A 15,518-nucleotide genomic window follows, 5' to 3' on the forward strand; every position below is an offset into this window, starting at 1 on the left:
AGCAACTCATCTCTTGTTCTCTAGTGGCCGCGACGAAGGACTTTGTATTTCCAGTCCGGGACCCGCACGTATCGCCTTCTGCCCATCGCGTTCTTTGCCGCGATCGCGAGAACTTTCTTTTGAGGATTGGTGGGATCGACTCCGGTGTAGAAGCCAGGTGCCTCGGCCACCGTGAGCAACCCTTCCGGCAGCTCAATGCGATCACCAGGGTCCAGGTCCACAACCTGCACCATTCTGTAGCTACTCACCGCTGCTCGCTTCTATCGGTCTATCGGCTTCTGGGTCGAGAGCTGGCGCTGTCCAACTTTCCGAAGGCTGGACAGCGCCAGCTCTGGAAGGCGTCTAGCTATCGCTCGCCAGATTTGCGGTCCGTGCCCGCTACGCGGCGTTCGAGCCTTTTAGCTGACTCGTGATCGCCGTTCCGTCGGAACTCGGTAATGAGTTCGCGTGCTACCGGCCGCCAGTCTTTCCTGTTGGCCATCATGACTTCGATCTTATCTTTAAGTGCATACATTTCAGGTGTCGGATTCGGAGTAGACACGTCCTGTGAGTTCCTTTCGCAAGATGTGTATCGCTGTGTCTATGTCGGGTTAGTGGATGTGGTCGGCGACCAGGTCCAACTCATCGGCTACGCAGGTGTCGTGTCACCTCAGTTCCGCCTGCTCTTCTTCGGTGCGCGGCCACGACGATGACCGCGACGGTCGTGCTGGCTGATCAGGGCGGTGACGGTGATCAGCCGGGCGAGGCTGGCACCAGCCAGGACTGCCGGGATGCCGAACACCAACAGCACCGCCGCGATACTCAGTTCGGGTGTGCGGGTCATGACCAGCCACTGCACGCCGCAGATACCGGCCCCGATCACCACCGCGACCCCGGCGACAGCCCAGGTACGGATCACCTGGCGCCACGCCCGTTCAGCGGCCCGGCCAGCGCGAGCACCGGCCCACCACACGAGAACGCCGGCCACCGCGCCCGCGACGGTTAGCCCAGCGACGATGTTGGAATCCACCGGGCTCACCGGTGTTTGCTGACGTACTGGTACGCGGTGGATATCTCCTCGGGGGTGGAACTACGCTTCGCCGCGTTCAGCAACGCCGCAGTTTTGCGAGCTAGGGCGCCGTTCGCGGGCTTGCCTGCCCACCCTCGGGCGTGACGATCAGCGGTCATCAATTCGATGAGGCGATCGATCTGCTTCGGTCGCATGGTTGGTGCTCCTTCTTGCTGTCGTTCTGGTGGTTGGTGAACCGTGCTGGTGGTCGAACGTCTTGGTGGAGGGACGACCACACCGCGCGGGATCGCGTCGCTTAGCGACGGGCGGCCCGTCGCTTAGCGACGGGCGGCGGCTTTGCGCCGGTCTTTGTCCCGGCACGCGGAGCGGGCACACGTTGACGGGAAAGCCCCGCCGCCGTGGGGCTCCGGTATCGGCCGGTGGCACTGCTGGCAACGGCCCCGGACCCGCATCACCGGTCACCGCCCGCCACGCTCGTAGCGGGCGAGGTACCGCTCATGGCACTGGACCCGGGAACACACGTTGCCGACCCGCGAGCGGACCTGTCGGCCGCACATCCGGCAAAACACCTTCGTCGACCGGCCACCACTGCTGAACTCAACCTTGAACGCCATCTTCTGTCTCGCTTCCTCTCAACACTGTTTGTCCTGGTCACACACCTCCTGCCCAGTCCAGAACCCACTCCTCAGGGGCTGGACCCGCTACCATGAACACCTCCTTGCTGTCGCTCTGGTGGTTGGGAGAACCAGCCCGGTGGAACGTCTTGGTGGAGGGACCACCGGGCTGGACCGCAACTCGGGTCATCCGCCGCATAGGCGTCCGGTCGCTAGGCCACTTCATTCAGCGGCCCGGCCGCAGCGGTTCGAACCGGCAATGGCCGGACCACGTGCTCGTACACTCGCCGATCCGCTCGCCGGTACTTGCGTTCTGCCGCTGAACCGTCCGCTAGCGCTGCGGTAGGCCCGCTCCGAGCCACCGCCTGGCTTCTCATCTCCATGAGCAACTCATCGATCACGGTCTCGGCCAGCCCGTCCGGGCAGTACCTCGGCGAACCATCTCCGTGCGAATCGAACTGCATCTGTTTCCTCCTGTAGTTGGGTCCGTTAGTCCCCGAACCTCCACGCCATGTCCCCGCTCAAGGGCGCTCAGTGACGTGGAGGAACGGCGCACAACGGCGCCCGGCAGCCTTGTATGACCTCACATATCCCCAGTTCAGCGACCGGAGAGCGCGGGCAGGCATGCCCTTGCATGTATTGCTTCACTATTGAGTTCTCAATTAACAAAGGTGCAGCTGACCTCAGCGCTGCTGAGCAACTGAAGGTCCAGCGACCTGAGAGGGGCCCGAGCTACTTCGGGCTGTGGGGCGGAGCGCTGACTACGCCCGGGGTGTCCTAACTACGCGACGGTCGCGGCCGACGTGAGGCCCTGGTGGGCCGTGATTGCGCACGCGTCTTCGAACGGCTTGAGTGCGTACTCCGGGATGCGAACCGCGCCCTTGCTGCCGCCGATCCGCAACGCGGTCAACTGGCCGGACTCGATCGCCCGATAGATCGTGGCTACCGAGACATCGAACATCTCGGCTACTGCCTTCACTCGGTACATGCGCGTAACCTGCGACTGCATCGTTACTCCAGAGGTTTCGATGTGCGCCCCGGCCGGTGTTCCAGCACTGGTCGGGGCTTCTTGCGCGGCGCTGCCTTGAACTTGAGCGACACGAGAGACGTTAGATGAGAGGTTCAACAGTGTCAACTCTCTCATGTCTCAGGTAGCTCTGTTGACTCTCCGATAGCATCGGTCGCATGCAGAATCTCGACCCGAGCGACAGCCGAGCGCCCTACCTGCAGATTGCTGACGTGCTGCGCAAGGCCATCGCCGACGGCGAGTTCGAACCAGGAGCGAAACTGCCCGGCTTCCAGGCCGTTGCGACGAAATATGACGTGGCCCGGGGTACGGCCAAGAGGGCGTACGAGACCTTGCAGGCTGAGCGGCTCATCGTGATCCGGCACGGACAGGGCTCGTTCGTCCAGGCTGGTCGCGCTGCGACGGCCGACGACGGCGATCTGGCTGCCACCGTTGCCGAGCTGCGAGCGGAGCTTGCCGAGTTCGGGCAGCGGCTCGCTGATGTTGAGAGTCGACTGGCCGGCTCGTAGTGCTACTCCCCGGTGAGTCGGTCGAGGCCTGTTCGGTTGGGTTCCTGGTTGCGCTGCTGTTTCTGTCATAACCACATAAAACCGCTGGTCGTGGTGTTGTAATAAGGACACGGGGAGTACCCACGCTAGGTAAACCCGCCAGTAACAAACAGGGGGAGTGGAGTGGGTAGAGAACAACCGGCGGACTATCTGCCTCGTGACGTGCTTAAACGGCCCGACTTCGCTGCAGCTTGTGCGAGTCGGGACCTCGGCAAGGTCCTCCTCCTGGCAAAGCGGTGGGGAGGCGTGGGCTTCTCTGCGTCGCACCTGGCGCGACGGTGCGGGCTAACGGTCTCCCGCGTCCAGGACTACGTAGCCGGCCGTAGGCAGGCACAGCAGGTCGCCGTGTTCGAGCGTGTGGCGGACGGTCTTCACATTCCGGGTGCGATGTTCGATCTGGCTGACCGCGCCTGGGAGGTTGCCGCACCGGTGCCCGCGCTAGTGACGCCCGAGCACGTCGACCCGCTCTCCCAAGGGGACGTTGTCGTTCCGCCGAGCGGTCAAGCTGGACATGAGCTGATACCGACTGACTTCCTGTGGACGCCGGAGCCGGCTGGCACCAAGTACCTGGATTCAATCCGAACGAGCATCCAGAAGCTGTTGTCTCTGGACAATCGCGTCGGCGGTGCCGAGATCTCACGGCTGTCCGAGCAGGTCTTCGAGGCCGTCCACGAGAAGATCGGCTCAGGCGATTACGACCGGGCGATCCGGAAGGATCTGCTTGCTGCCGCCGGGGAACTCGGGGAAGTGGCAGGATGGCTGGCATACGACGCAGACCGTCAGGACGTTGTGCGCCGTATGAACCACGAGGCTCTGTACTTCACGCGACTTGCGGGCGATAAGAGTATGGAGCTGCTTACGCTGCAAAACGCCAGCATGCATGCCGGGTTTATGAATCGCCCAGCCGAAGCTCTGGACCTGGCCGAGATGGTTATCGAGGGCGACTACCGGTTGTCGCCTCGTCTTCGGGCGCTCTTCTTGACGCGGAAGGCGCGTGCCCTCGCGCAAGCTGGCGACGAATCGGCCATAAAAATATTTGCCGAGGTTCGCTCATTGTTCTTGGAGGGGACGCAAGACACTGATCCGCCGTGGGCCTGGTGGATCGATGAGCGGGAATTGGCCTGGCATGAAGCAATGTGTCAAAAGAACCTAGGCGATAGTCGACGTGCGATTGCGCAGTTCGAGAGGTCCGTCGAAGCCACAGCGCCGGGTGAGATTCGCAGTCAGTATCTGCATCGTGCTTATCTACTGGACGCGCAGGTCGGTGTCAGGTCGTGGCGTTCAGTCGAGCGCACACTAGAGGAGCTGGTGCCACTCATTCCTGAGGTTGCCTCAACCCGGACGGCTGTTCTCATTGAGAAGTCTATAGCCAGCCTGCGTCGACCGGAGATGTGTGCGCCGCGTTCTCTCCTGGAACGGGGCGAGGTAATCGGACGCGTGCTTTCACCTTCTTCTGTATGATGCGAAAATGACGACCGATGATGAGGCCATGGTGAGCCTTGCCGACGCGGCACGTGACCAGTATTTCTTGAGTTCCCCTGAGAAGCTCGCGCTACTGGTTCAAGCAGCGGACATACGGGCGAGCGATGCTGTAGTCGAGGTGGGCGCGGGAATCGGCTCCGTCGCCCGTGTATTGCCAGCAAGCGCGAGTCTGACACTCATAGAGCTCGACGATCGGTTCACAGATATTTTGAGATCAAGGTTTCCGCATGCGACAGTAATTCAAGGTGACGCGTTAACGCTGCTCCATCACGTTCCCTGTGACGTCCTGCTGAGCAACTTGCCAAGAGAGCCGACGGAGAAGGTCATTGGCGTGCTGCCACGGTTAGCGGTTAGGACGGCCGTAATCGCCACTGGCGAGAATCCCGATCTCACTCCGCTGGACGGATATTTCGAGAGTGAGGTTGTCACATCGATTGGAGGTGACGATTTCCGGCCGCCACAGCCGGTTCTATCCTTATTGATCAGGATCAGTCGAATTTCCGGATCATCCTGATAGTGCTCTTGTGGCGTCGTGTGGCGGACCTGTAGACCAATGGACGGCTCGGGGTTGGCTCCTGGCTGACCGTCGAAGCAAGTGTCATAGGCACTAGTATCCGAGATGGCCCGGTACGTGGATCGACGTTTCAGAACGACCGAAACGTCATCGGCGAGTAACAGCTAGTATGTAACTGCACGAACATTCGTTCGAAATTCTGATTGCCTCTCGCGCTGGTCGCTCCGCCTGCGGTAGCGTTCTTGAGAGCGCACACCACGTGCGCCCCCAAGAGGTGGTGTATCGCATGGCTGAGCAAGTGCTGAGCCTGAAGGTGCGCATGCGCATGTTGCTTGCGATTATTTTAGACGCAGCCTTCTTTGCGGCATGGCTGTTCGTTCTAAATTTCTTCGATCATTTAACCAACGGGATACAGGCTAGCGGTGATCTTGAATGGAAAATTGCTAAGGTCTGCTTTAGTGTATCAACACTGGGGTTGATCCTGACGTATATTTTCTGGGACCTCCGCGAGGCGAATCTCTTGCTGAGGAGTCGATTCGCCAAGCGCCGACAAGATCTTGAATTCCAGACAGGTTTTCCGGCGAATTCCTCTCCCAAGGTGCGGGAGGAGGGGCTGTAGTGAGTAGAAGCTCAAGTCGACTAGGTTTGCGTGGCTCTCTGCATCGAAGCCTCCGGCTCGACCTTGTCGATGCGAAGCGGTTTCCGTCTGTCTACGTTGCGCGGGTGGCGGTATTCGTGGCGGTTACCTTGATAGCCGGTCTGGTCGCTTTTGCTATTATTGCGATACCTAGCTCGACTGCGAATCGCTTCGTGGCGCTGCCTATCTTGGTCGGCGTTGCAATGGGTAGCAGTTATCGGTTACTCGAGCAGCCGCTGAAACAACTTATCCAATTGGCGCGAGAGCTGGTTTCAGGTGCGCCGATAGGAAGTCTATCTGCGAATACGGTAAGCAGAATTCAAGTGTATAAGGATCGCACTGGAGGCTATCGTTATCGTTTAGTTGCGAAGGATGGTCGAGTTTTGAATATAAGTCCGCAGTACGCTTCGCCAGACGAGGCAATTGATGCAGTCAATGCAATGCTTGATGTCGATCGGAGTGTTGCTGTCGAGCTGGTCTGTTAGTCGACTCAACGCTGCCAGAGCAATTAACCGATAGGTTTGTCGAAACTCAGTAGAGTAGGATCCAAATGAGTGAACCTCGCTCAAATATCGGTGCGGCCACGGCAGCCGCGCTCTGGGCGCTCAGTAACGGTACTTGTTACGCTCCCGGGTGTCCATTTCCTGTTGTTTATGAGGTCCGTCCCGGCGTGTATCGAAAGAACGTCCAGATTGCTCACATTATTGGAGTTAAAGTCGGCGCCGCTCGGCATCGAAACATCCCAGCGAGAGAGCGAGAATCTTTCTCTAATCTGGTGCTTCTTTGCTTACCTCACCACGCTGAGGTTGATGACAAGCTCACTGGAGAGGAGTACTACTCTATTGAAAAACTTCGTGGATGGAAACTGGAACGGGAGGGTGCTAACAGTAAAATTCTCGGAAACCTGCTCGTTTCTGACGAAAGCCGTCTATTTGACGCCTTGACGAAGCTTTTCGAACCTCCTATTGAAAAGCTCGAACGTCTCGCTGAGCAATTGCAGGAAACCGGGCAGCTGAATGCTGAATCTCTTGCTGAACTCCAACAGGTGGTGCTTGTTCTACGAGATAGTCCGCTGTCGCCAGACGCGAGCGTTGCGACAAACTTAATGAATGCTGCCGAAGTATTTTCGGGGCTTCATTTGGAAAATGCGGCTTCGCAGCTTATGAATGCCGCAGAGATGATGCTCGCAGCTCAGCAGAACGGATATTAATGGGCGCTTAAAGAATTCAAATCCAGACCGCTCGGGCTGCGGGGAGATGGTCTGCGTTCCGTTGCCCTCGTGCCTGCTGCGTGATGAACGCGTGCGTGGTGAGGACTCCGCGCGGGGCTCAGACGGGGGCTCAGTTTGGTTTTATACGGACTGCGTCTTGAGTGGCTCAGCAGTCACTTGACCTGCGGATGAACGATCTGGTACGGCCGTTCGGGGAGCTGAAAAGCGGTAGGTCGGCGGTTCGACCCCGCCCCTGGCCACCAGCTTTGGGTTTCCCCTGCCTGCGGAGTGCGCAGGCTTTGCGCTGGTCATTGCATTGGGGGGCCGAGCCCCCCAAACCCCCCACGGTGCGGTTGCTCTCGATCCAGCCGGGTCGTCTTTCGTGTTCTCGACCCAGCGGGGTTGTCGTTCGTGTTCTCGGTGCGGCCGGGTTGTCGTTCGTGTTTTGGGTGCGGCGGGGTTGTCGTTCGTGTTCTTGGCTCAGCGGGGTTGTCGTTGGTGTTCTCGGTGGGGCCTGGTTGTCGTTCGTGCTGTCGGTGCGGTCTGGTTGTCGTTCGCTTCGTGTTCTTGATCCTGCGGGTTGCCTTGGTGCCTCGTGGATCACCCGCAGCTGTTGCCTTCGGATAATTGGTTGTGTTGCGGGAGCCTCGTCGGTGCACTGTCTTTCGTGATGTCTCCGGGCTCTGGTTCTCACGTTCGGGTCGGGGCTCTTGTTCCGCTCTCTCGGCCCGGGTGGGTGGGGGCGGGGCGGCAGCTGCTTGCCGGGCTCGAAATGGCTGTCCGGGACGTCAACCTGGGTGGCGGGGCGCTGGGGCGGCCGCTGTCGTTGATCGTGCGGGACACCGCCGCTGATCCGGACACCGCGGCAGCCGCCGTGTCCTCGCTCGCTGACCTTGGTGTTGTTGCCGTGGTGGGGGAGTATCACAGCGTCGTCGCACGCGCCGCAGCCGCTCGGGCCTCGGCGCTGGAAGTGCCGTTCCTGTGTTCATCCGCGGTCCTCGACTCGCTCACCGACACGCCCACCGACTGGGTCGCCCGGATCGCGCCCGCCCAGTCCCACGGCTGGCGGATCTACGCGGACTACCTCCTCGGCGCCGGCCACCGGCGCGTCGCCGTCGTGACCCAGCCGAGCGTCTACTGGGCGGCCGGTACCCGAATCCTGCGGGACCACCTCGCGGCACGCGGCGCCACCCTCGTCGAACTCGACGCAGCCGAACCCGCCGCCGTGTGCGACGAGGTCGTCGCACACGGCGTGACCGCGCTCCTGCTCCTCGTCGGCCTTCCGGAGCCGGCAGTGGGGATCGTCCAGGCCGTCCGGCGCGACCTGCGCCTCGCCGACGTGCTGATCGGTGCGCCCGCCGGGCAACCCGAACTCGCGGAATGGGCGTCCCTGCTCGGTGACGACGGCGCCGGAATCCCGTTCCTGCGCTACCTGCCCGAGCAGCTCGGCCCACTCGGAGCCCGAGTCGAGACCGCCCTGCGTGAACAGCTCGACGAAGCACCCTCGTTCGTCGCCTTCGAGGGCTACGACACCGTCACCGTCCTCGCCGACGTCCTGCGGACCCACGGCCTCGACCGGACGCACATCGCCCAGGCCTGGCCGCGCGTCGACGTCGAGGGCACCCGAGGACGGATTCGGTTCTCCCGCACGCCGGGCATCGGCCTGTGGCAATGGGCGTGGCCGCCGGTCCAGGTCGCCGATCGGGACCCGGCCACCCCCGACCGCTACCGGACACTTCACACCGGCTGAGCGGCGGCCAGCCTGGCCGGGCGGGTCACGACGGTCAGGACGAGTGCGAATGCCGTGGCCACCGCCGCCACGACCAGGCACGTGATGAAGCCGTTCCCCAGATCGTGCGCGACACCCAGCAGCGGCCCGAACGTCGCCACACCGACGGCCGCACCGATCTGGCGAGAGGTGTTGAACACCGCCGACGCCGCACCGTGCAGAGCGGGGTCGACCGCCGCGATCGACTGCGACGCCATCGTGGGTACCAGCAGCCCCGAACTGAACCCGGCCGGCACCAGCGCGAGCGCCAACGGCCACAGCGCGGACGCGGTGCTCGCCCACGCCACCGACAGGAACGTGACCGCCAGAGCCGCCTGACCGATACCCAGCACCGCGCGCCGTCCGATCCGCGCGGCGAGCGGAGCCGCGCACATGCTGCCGACCGAGATGAGGCCGGTCAATGGCAAGAACAACAGGCCACTGACCAGGGCGCTGAGCCCGCGCCCCTGCTGAAGCATCAGGCTCATCGCGAACAACAGCCCGTAGAACGCGAAGTTGAACAACGCGCCCTGAGCGGCCGCCCCCGCGAAGCCCCGATCACGGTAGACACCCGGCGGCAGCAGCGGCGCCCGCCGAGGCTGCTCGGCCCAGACGAACCCCAGCAGCGCGACCACGGCGAGCACGGCGGCACCGAGCACCCACGGATCCGACCAGCCCCGGGCGGGAGCCTCGATCAACACGAAGATCAGCCCGCCGATCAGGACCGTCGCCGCGCCCATGCCGGCAACGTCCAGCCGCCGGCTGCCGCGCGCCACGGCAGGCATCGAACGCAGGCTCCAGATGACGGCCGGAATCCCGATGACCACGTTCACCGCGAACACCGCCCGCCAGTTCACCAGAGCAACGAGCCCGCCGCCCAGCAGTGGCCCCGCCGCCATCCCGATGCCACCCGCCGCGGCCCACCACCCGACGAACCGGTGCCGCAGGTGCTCATCGGTCGCCGACGCCGTCGCCAGTACGAGCGCGCTCGGCAGCAGCAGCGCCGCCCCCGCCCCCTGAACCAGTCGCGCAACGTTGAGCACCGACATCGACCAGGCCGCCGCGCAGACAGCCGACGACGCGGTGAACACCACCAGCCCCGTCACGAAAACCCGTTTTGCGCCAAGCGTGTCGGTGATCGCTCCCGCGCCGAGCATCACGGCGGCGAACGTGAGCGTGTAGGCGTTCACCGCCCATTCCAGCTCGGGCCGGGACGCATGCAGATGGGTGGCGAGCTGGGCAAGAGTGAGGTTCACGATCGTGCCGTCGACGAAGACCATGAAGGTCGCGACCAACGCGAGAACCACCACACCCCTGCGGTGTTCGATAGGCATAGAACAACTCTACAACTGATTTCGATGGTCATCGAACAGCTCAAGGTATTCTGTGTGCATGACGACGTATCCGCAGGCCCCCGCCTCCCTGGAGGTCAGTGCCGTCCTGCACGCGCTGGCCGATCCGGTGCGCCTGGACCTCGTCCGGCAACTGAGGGAATCGGACACGTCGATCGCGTGCGGCCGCTTCAATGCACCCGTGGCGAAGAGCACCCTCAGCCACCACTTCAAGATTCTTCGCGAGGCGGGCATCATCGTGACCCACCGCGAAGGCGGCTTGGCCCTCAACGTGCTGCGCACCGACGAGCTGGAAGCCTCGTTCCCCGGGCTGCTCGCCGCGATCCTGCCCGACTCCCGGCCGTAGTCGTATGCCGCGCGACCGTCAGAACGGTGGCGGTTCGTTGTCCTTGGTGGTGAGTGGCGGGATGATCACAGGGTCGCCTCGGGTGCGGTAGGTCTGGCCGAGTGGGCTGGTCCAGATGAACTGGCCTGGTTGGGGTTGTTCCAGTCGCCAGTGGCCTCGGGTTTTCAGGTCGTGGTCGTGGGCACAGAGTTGTCCGCCGTTGGTGTCCACGGTGGGGCCGCCGAACTGGTGGTCGATGGTGTGGTCGTACTGGGAGTCACGGGCCGGCCGTCGGCATCCGGGGCCTCGGCAGGATCGGTCGCGGATATGGGTGTAGCGGCGGAGTCCGGCGCTCGGGAACCGTCGGCGTGGGTCGGCGTCGGGTGTTGTCCGGGTGTCGAGCCAGGTGTTGTGCTGGGCGGCGATTTCAGCGAGTACTTGTTCCCAGCCGGGTGGTGGGTTCTCGGACAGCTCGGCCAGGAGGCCGGCGGATATCTGGAGCTCGACGGCGCCGCCGTCGCGGGTGGTCGTGGCGTGAGTGGGTCGAGAGCGCAGTACGCCTGGGGTGAGTAGGTGGCCGGTGTCGTCGCAGACGGCGAACGTCCACGATCCGCCGCGTTGGGAGAGCGCGGTGCGGCGGGTGTTGGGGGCGAGGATGGGGCCCCAGCCGGGTAGTTCGCCGGGCCGGTCGGTGAGATCGAGCAGTGTGCCCAGCTCGGCGCGGACCTCGATGCCCTGTGGCTTACCGGCGGATGTCCCGTTGCGGAGGAAGTGGGCGATCATGGCGGCGCGGTCGAGACCGTGGAGTGTCCCGTCGAGCAGTCCGCAGAAGACGTCGGCGCGGAGTTGGTCGAGCAGGGCGGGGTGTCCGGCGTGTTTGAGCGCCCGGGCGAGTCTGTCGACACGCACGCAGGCGGCGGCCATGTCTTCGGGTGCGATGCGGCCGGCGGTCAGCGTGGCGGTGCCGTCCTCGTTCAGATAACCCACGACTGTCCGTCGGGCGAGGGCTTTCTCGTAGAGGTCCTGTGCGCGGTGGGTGTCGGTGTCGATGACCAGCTTGCGTAGGTGGGCGGCGAGTTTCCCCACGGTCCATAGCGGGGTCTTGGGCAGGACGTCGGCGCAGATCGCGGTGCGTTGGGCCTCGGGCAGGTCGGCGAGGTAGGTGACGAACACCCGGGCTTTGGGTAGGTCGATCAGGCCGGTGTCGAGGGCGTCGAACACCAGGGGAAGCCGCCGGCACAGGTCGGAGGAGAAGTCCAGTTCGAGGTCGGCTTTGCGGCGGGTCCACGACAGTGCGGCTCGTAGCTCGGCGGAGGCGTACTGACCTGGCTCGGACACCGTGGCGACGGTGCGGGGGTCGGCGAGTGGGTCGCGTACGCCGATGCTGGCGATGTCCGCGGCCAGCTGTGCGGCGGTGTGGGCGTGTAGGCGGTATCGGGCTTGCAGCACGGTGATCATGTCGCCGTTGGACACGGTGTCCCGATCGATCACCGCCAGCGCGGCGGCCAGCTCCGGACCAGGCGCAAGCTGCGCCAGCCGGGAGATCACCGAGGCCGCTGTCATATCAAGCACGCTACGGGCGACCCCCGACAAAAACGGCGATCGAAGACTAGACCAACCGGGTGATATATTCCGGCATGAACCGGGCTCCCAACAGCAGAAACGACACCAGACCCGCAGACACCGCAACCGCCCGCGGCGGCCACAATGGCACCAGACCCGCGGGCACCAGACCCGCGGGCACCAGACCCGCGGGCACCAGACACCGGACCGCGTGCACCGCAATCACCTACGGCAGCCGCGCACACCACCCCATCCCCGCGATCCTGGCCCGCACTTGGCGTGGTCGGGCGGTGTCAACCCGGAACCCTCGCCCCCGAACGGCGTGCAACCAGGAACGAGTGCGAGGCCGGCGCCAGCCGGGGGTTGATACCGCCCGACCACGCCAAGACACTGACCGGCCAGCGGGGATGACACACCACAGCACTCACATATCCAACACAAGATCCCCAGAAGGCCGTGAGCAACACAGAAGGACCTGCCCATCGGACGGCGGCTCCAACGGCGACGGCGAGTAGGCGACGGCACCGGACAGCAACGGCGTGACACACAGGTGACACACCCCGGTGCGGCAGCTCCACCGGGTCGGGACGTCACAGGCCTCGGCGAGCTCCAGCACACTGCGCCCGTCGGCGGGGAACGGCGTCGAGATGCCGCTGCGCGCGAACGTGACCAGCGGTCCGGTACCCGGAGGCCCGGCCGGCTGGTGCGGAGGCCGGACGGTCCGGTCGGCCACCCCGGGGTTGATCGGCGGCAGCGCGCCGAACAGCTCGCTGTGGACCTGCTCGACGCCCAGCGCGGTCAGCGCGCCCCGCATGTCGGTGATGAACCCCGCCGGACCGCAGAGATAGGCGTCCGCGTCGGCCGGGACACCCAACGCGGCCAGCGTGTCGGCGGTGATACGGCCTGTCGTCCCGCTCCAGAACACGTGCTCGTGGGCGTTCGGCAGGGCGGCGAGCAGCGCATGCGCCTCCTCGGCAAGCGCGTACTCCCGAGGGCCTCGGGCGCCGTGGATCCACCAGACGTCGCGTTCGCTGCCGGCCGCCGCCAGCTCGTGGAGCATGGCCAGCACCGGCGTCACGCCGATTCCGGCGGAGAGGAGCAGGACCGGGCCGGTGCCGTCGCCGAGGACGAAGTCGCCCCGGGGTGCCGCCACGTCGAGGACAACCCCCGGTCGCAGCATGCTCAGATAGCTACTGACCGTCCCGTGCGGCTCCCGTTTGACGCTGATCCGGTAGGCGCCGGGCGCGCCGGACAGCGAGTAGCTGCGCACCCCGCCGGCCACCCGCAGCGTCAGGTACTGGCCGGCCCGGGCGGGACCGTCCGGCGGAGCGTCCAGGTACACCGACGTGACGGTCTCCGTCTCGGCGACCACCCGGGTCACCCGGAGCGGCCGGAAACCGCTCCACGCCGGTTCCGCCGCGACGGGCACGGCGGCGACACCGGTGTCCCCGGTCAGCAGGTCGCGGAACGAGTCGCGCCAGCCGGGGCTGAGCGCGGGGATCCGGGTCGCGGCGCGCAGCTTCTCCGGGTCACGTCCGGGCAGGTAGAGCAGGGCATCGGTCTCGGCGACGGTCAGCGACGGTGTGCCGTGGGCCGTCTTGACGATCCGGTCGCCCGCCTCGATGTGCCCCTCGGCGACCACACGCATGTAGAAGCCGGGGCGGTGCTTGCTGACCAACAGGGCGGGCAGCTCCGGCTCACCGGTCCGCAGCCCGACCCGGAAGCACGTCACGCGCGGCTGGGTGACCTCGAACTCCGCCTCGCCGATGCGGTAGCGGTCACCGATGCACACCTGGTCGTCCGGGAGGCCGTCGACGGTGAGGTTCTCGCCGAACTGGCCGAACTCGAGGTCGTCCCTGCCGAAGTGGTTCCGCCAGAACTCGTAGGACTCGGCCTGGTAGACCAGCACCGCCCGCTGCTCGCCGCCGTGCCCGGCCGTGTCGCCCTGGCCGTCGCCGTCGATGTTGAGCCTGCGCGCCATCCTCGGCCCGGTCACCGGGTGTTTCCAGGCGCCGGTGTGCACGGTCCTGCCCTGCCACTCGACGTCCTTCGGCAGCCCGACGTTGACCGAGAGCAGCACGGTCACCGCACCGCTCCCGGCGCGAGCGGCCTTTGCGGCCAGGACAAGCCCATGCCGGAGACGGTACCGATGCACCGGACCGGGTTGCTATCGCGGATGTGGGCGAAGAAGCCCGCCCTGACGTCCTTGCCGGCCCCGTCCCTAACCGGTCTCCAGTGCCCAGGGGCCCAGCCGGGAGGCCAGGTGCAGCGCCAGCTCCAGTGCGAGCCGGCGGTCGGCGGGAGCGCGGTCCAGCAGCTGTTCGGCGCGCTCCAGGCGGTAACGCACGGTGTTGTGGTGCAGGCCGAGCCGCGCCGCGGTCGCCCGGAAGTTGCTGTTCGCCGCGAAGAACGTCTCCAGTGTGGTGCGGACCTGGCGCGCGGTGTCGGTGTCGGCGGCCAGCGCGCCCAGCTCGGCGCGGACGAACCTGCGGCACCAGTCCGGATCGGCGGAACACACCGCGGCGACGGCTACGTCGTCGTAGCGGGTGAGCGTCCCGGCGCCGCGCCCGGACAGCTCCGCGACCCGCAGCGCCGAGAGCGCCTCGTGGTGGCTCTCCCGGAAACCGGCGAGCCCTCGTCCCGGACGGCCGTGTGCCGCCACCAGCGAGCCGGTCGGTGCGGGCACCGTCGTGGGCACCGTCGCCGAGGGCACCCAGCACCAGGTGGTCTCCATGTCGACCCGCACGACCAGCGGGCGCGCGGTGCTGATCGCGCCGATGAGCTGGCGGACCGACGCGTCCGGCCCGGTGGACTGGTGGCGGAAGACGAACGCCACATGACGTCCGGCCAGGTTGTAGCCGAGCCGGGAGCCGAGGGCCGCGACGTCGAGGTCCGGCTCGGACAGCGCCCTGCGTACGTCCTCGACCTGCGCCAACGATCGCTCACGGGCGAGCCGCTCGGCCTCGTCGTGGTACTCCTCGGCGAGCCGTTCGCTCACCTCGTCGAGCCAGCCGAACACGAAGCTCGTGCCCGCCTGCGCCACCGCGACCGCGTCCGTGCCCTCGGTGAGGTGCGGACCGATCGAGGCGACCCACAGCTCGTTCCAGTACTGGGCCCCGACGCGGTAGGCGCGCATCACCGTCGGGAGCGAGAGCCCGCGCTGGACCAGCGCGCGCGTGTGCTGCCGCACCTCGACCGTGGGGGCGACCGCGTGCATCGGCACACTGCGGATCAACCCGTCGAGCAGGGCGTTGCAGTTGGCCTGGCAGCTGGCAACGATCAGCTCGTGCACGTCAGGGCGGGTGAGCTCCGGCTGCCGCCGGACGATCCGTGCCGCCAGCCCGACACCCAGCTCGAGCGAGTCCGGCAGCAGCGCGGCGGCGACCCTGCGCACACAGGCGAGGGTCTCCGGGCCGGGGCTTGTCACAGCAACGGAGCTTGGCCCGTATGCGCCAAATGGTCAATTCAT

Annotated in this window: 16 protein-coding genes; 8 read left to right on the top strand and 8 right to left on the bottom strand. The window is 65.3% G+C overall.

All coding sequences use genetic code 11. The features are described from left to right. Nucleotides 1–20 precede the first annotated feature (20 nt). The 4 genes from G406_RS57605 to G406_RS52835 all read right to left on the bottom strand — a co-directional run bounded on the left by G406_RS57605 (nt 21) and on the right by G406_RS52835 (nt 2,632). Entirely contained in the window at nt 21–248 is a 228-nt protein-coding gene (locus G406_RS57605) for a hypothetical protein (RefSeq protein ID WP_156935410.1), read from the bottom strand. Nucleotides 249–649: 401 nt separating this feature from the next. Next, nucleotides 650–1,009, bottom strand: coding sequence for a hypothetical protein (locus G406_RS52830; RefSeq protein WP_156935411.1), 360 nt, complete (start codon nt 1,007–1,009; stop codon nt 650–652). 5 nt (nt 1,010–1,014) lie between these two features. Beyond that, on the bottom strand, nt 1,015–1,203 hold the full coding sequence (locus G406_RS57610; protein WP_156935412.1) for a hypothetical protein: 189 nt from the start codon (nt 1,201–1,203) through the stop codon (nt 1,015–1,017). Between the two features lie 1,201 nt (nt 1,204–2,404). Next, a complete protein-coding gene (locus G406_RS52835; protein WP_245607392.1) occupies nt 2,405–2,632 on the bottom strand; it encodes a helix-turn-helix domain-containing protein in 228 nt (75 codons plus the stop codon). 176 nt (nt 2,633–2,808) lie between these two features. Here G406_RS52835 and G406_RS0140250 point away from each other — a divergent pair, with 176 nt between their 5' ends. From G406_RS0140250 to G406_RS0140265, 7 genes are all read left to right on the top strand, one after another. After that, the gene (locus G406_RS0140250) at nt 2,809–3,159 is read left to right on the top strand and encodes a GntR family transcriptional regulator (protein WP_028938255.1); all 351 of its coding nucleotides are present in this window, start codon (nt 2,809–2,811) and stop codon (nt 3,157–3,159) included. 285 nt (nt 3,160–3,444) lie between these two features. After that, on the top strand, nt 3,445–4,659 hold the full coding sequence (locus G406_RS52840; RefSeq protein WP_051343329.1) for an NsdA family TPR-like regulatory protein: 1,215 nt from the start codon (nt 3,445–3,447) through the stop codon (nt 4,657–4,659). Nucleotides 4,660–4,666: 7 nt separating this feature from the next. After that, the gene (locus G406_RS56380; protein WP_084216770.1) at nt 4,667–5,194 is read left to right on the top strand and encodes an rRNA adenine N-6-methyltransferase family protein; all 528 of its coding nucleotides are present in this window, start codon (nt 4,667–4,669) and stop codon (nt 5,192–5,194) included. 286 nt (nt 5,195–5,480) lie between these two features. Further along, nucleotides 5,481–5,813, top strand: coding sequence for a hypothetical protein (locus G406_RS0140260; protein ID WP_156935414.1), 333 nt, complete (start codon nt 5,481–5,483; stop codon nt 5,811–5,813). A 104-nt stretch (nt 5,814–5,917) separates the two neighbouring features. After that, the gene (locus G406_RS57615) at nt 5,918–6,316 is read left to right on the top strand and encodes a YegP family protein (RefSeq protein WP_156935415.1); all 399 of its coding nucleotides are present in this window, start codon (nt 5,918–5,920) and stop codon (nt 6,314–6,316) included. Nucleotides 6,317–6,381: 65 nt separating this feature from the next. Continuing rightward, on the top strand, nt 6,382–7,041 hold the full coding sequence (locus G406_RS57620) for a hypothetical protein (RefSeq protein ID WP_156935416.1): 660 nt from the start codon (nt 6,382–6,384) through the stop codon (nt 7,039–7,041). 670 nt (nt 7,042–7,711) lie between these two features. Beyond that, entirely contained in the window at nt 7,712–8,791 is a 1,080-nt protein-coding gene (locus G406_RS0140265; RefSeq protein WP_037081012.1) for an ABC transporter substrate-binding protein, read from the top strand. Here G406_RS0140265 and G406_RS52845 read toward each other — a convergent pair. Next, the gene (locus tag G406_RS52845; RefSeq protein WP_051343330.1) at nt 8,779–10,143 is read right to left on the bottom strand and encodes an MFS transporter; all 1,365 of its coding nucleotides are present in this window, start codon (nt 10,141–10,143) and stop codon (nt 8,779–8,781) included. The two genes, G406_RS0140265 and G406_RS52845, sit on opposite strands and share 13 nt — an antisense overlap. A gap of 58 nt (nt 10,144–10,201) precedes the next feature. Between G406_RS52845 and G406_RS0140275 the strand changes: the two genes are divergently transcribed. Further along, nucleotides 10,202–10,507 carry an ArsR/SmtB family transcription factor gene (locus G406_RS0140275; RefSeq protein WP_028938258.1) on the top strand — a complete coding sequence of 102 codons (306 nt, stop codon included), beginning with the start codon at nt 10,202–10,204 and terminating at the stop codon, nt 10,505–10,507. An 18-nt stretch (nt 10,508–10,525) separates the two neighbouring features. Here the strand turns inward: G406_RS0140275 and G406_RS0140280 are convergent, their stop codons facing one another. The 3 genes from G406_RS0140280 to G406_RS0140290 all read right to left on the bottom strand — a co-directional run bounded on the left by G406_RS0140280 (nt 10,526) and on the right by G406_RS0140290 (nt 15,476). Further along, complete coding sequence (locus tag G406_RS0140280) at nt 10,526–12,049, bottom strand: HNH endonuclease signature motif containing protein (protein ID WP_028938259.1); 1,524 nt, start codon at nt 12,047–12,049, stop codon at nt 10,526–10,528. A gap of 424 nt (nt 12,050–12,473) precedes the next feature. Next, nucleotides 12,474–14,135 carry an MOSC and FAD-binding oxidoreductase domain-containing protein gene (locus G406_RS0140285; protein WP_028938260.1) on the bottom strand — a complete coding sequence of 554 codons (1,662 nt, stop codon included), beginning with the start codon at nt 14,133–14,135 and terminating at the stop codon, nt 12,474–12,476. A 135-nt stretch (nt 14,136–14,270) separates the two neighbouring features. Then, nucleotides 14,271–15,476, bottom strand: a complete 1,206-nt coding sequence (locus G406_RS0140290) for a PucR family transcriptional regulator (protein WP_156935417.1) — start codon at nt 15,474–15,476, stop codon at nt 14,271–14,273. Between the last annotated feature and the right edge of the window lie 42 nt (nt 15,477–15,518).

Origin of the sequence: Actinospineispora spinosispora DSM 44797 (assembly GCF_000429025.1) — a bacterium.
Taxonomy (GTDB): Bacteria; Actinomycetota; Actinomycetes; order Mycobacteriales; family Pseudonocardiaceae; genus Pseudonocardia; species Pseudonocardia spinosispora.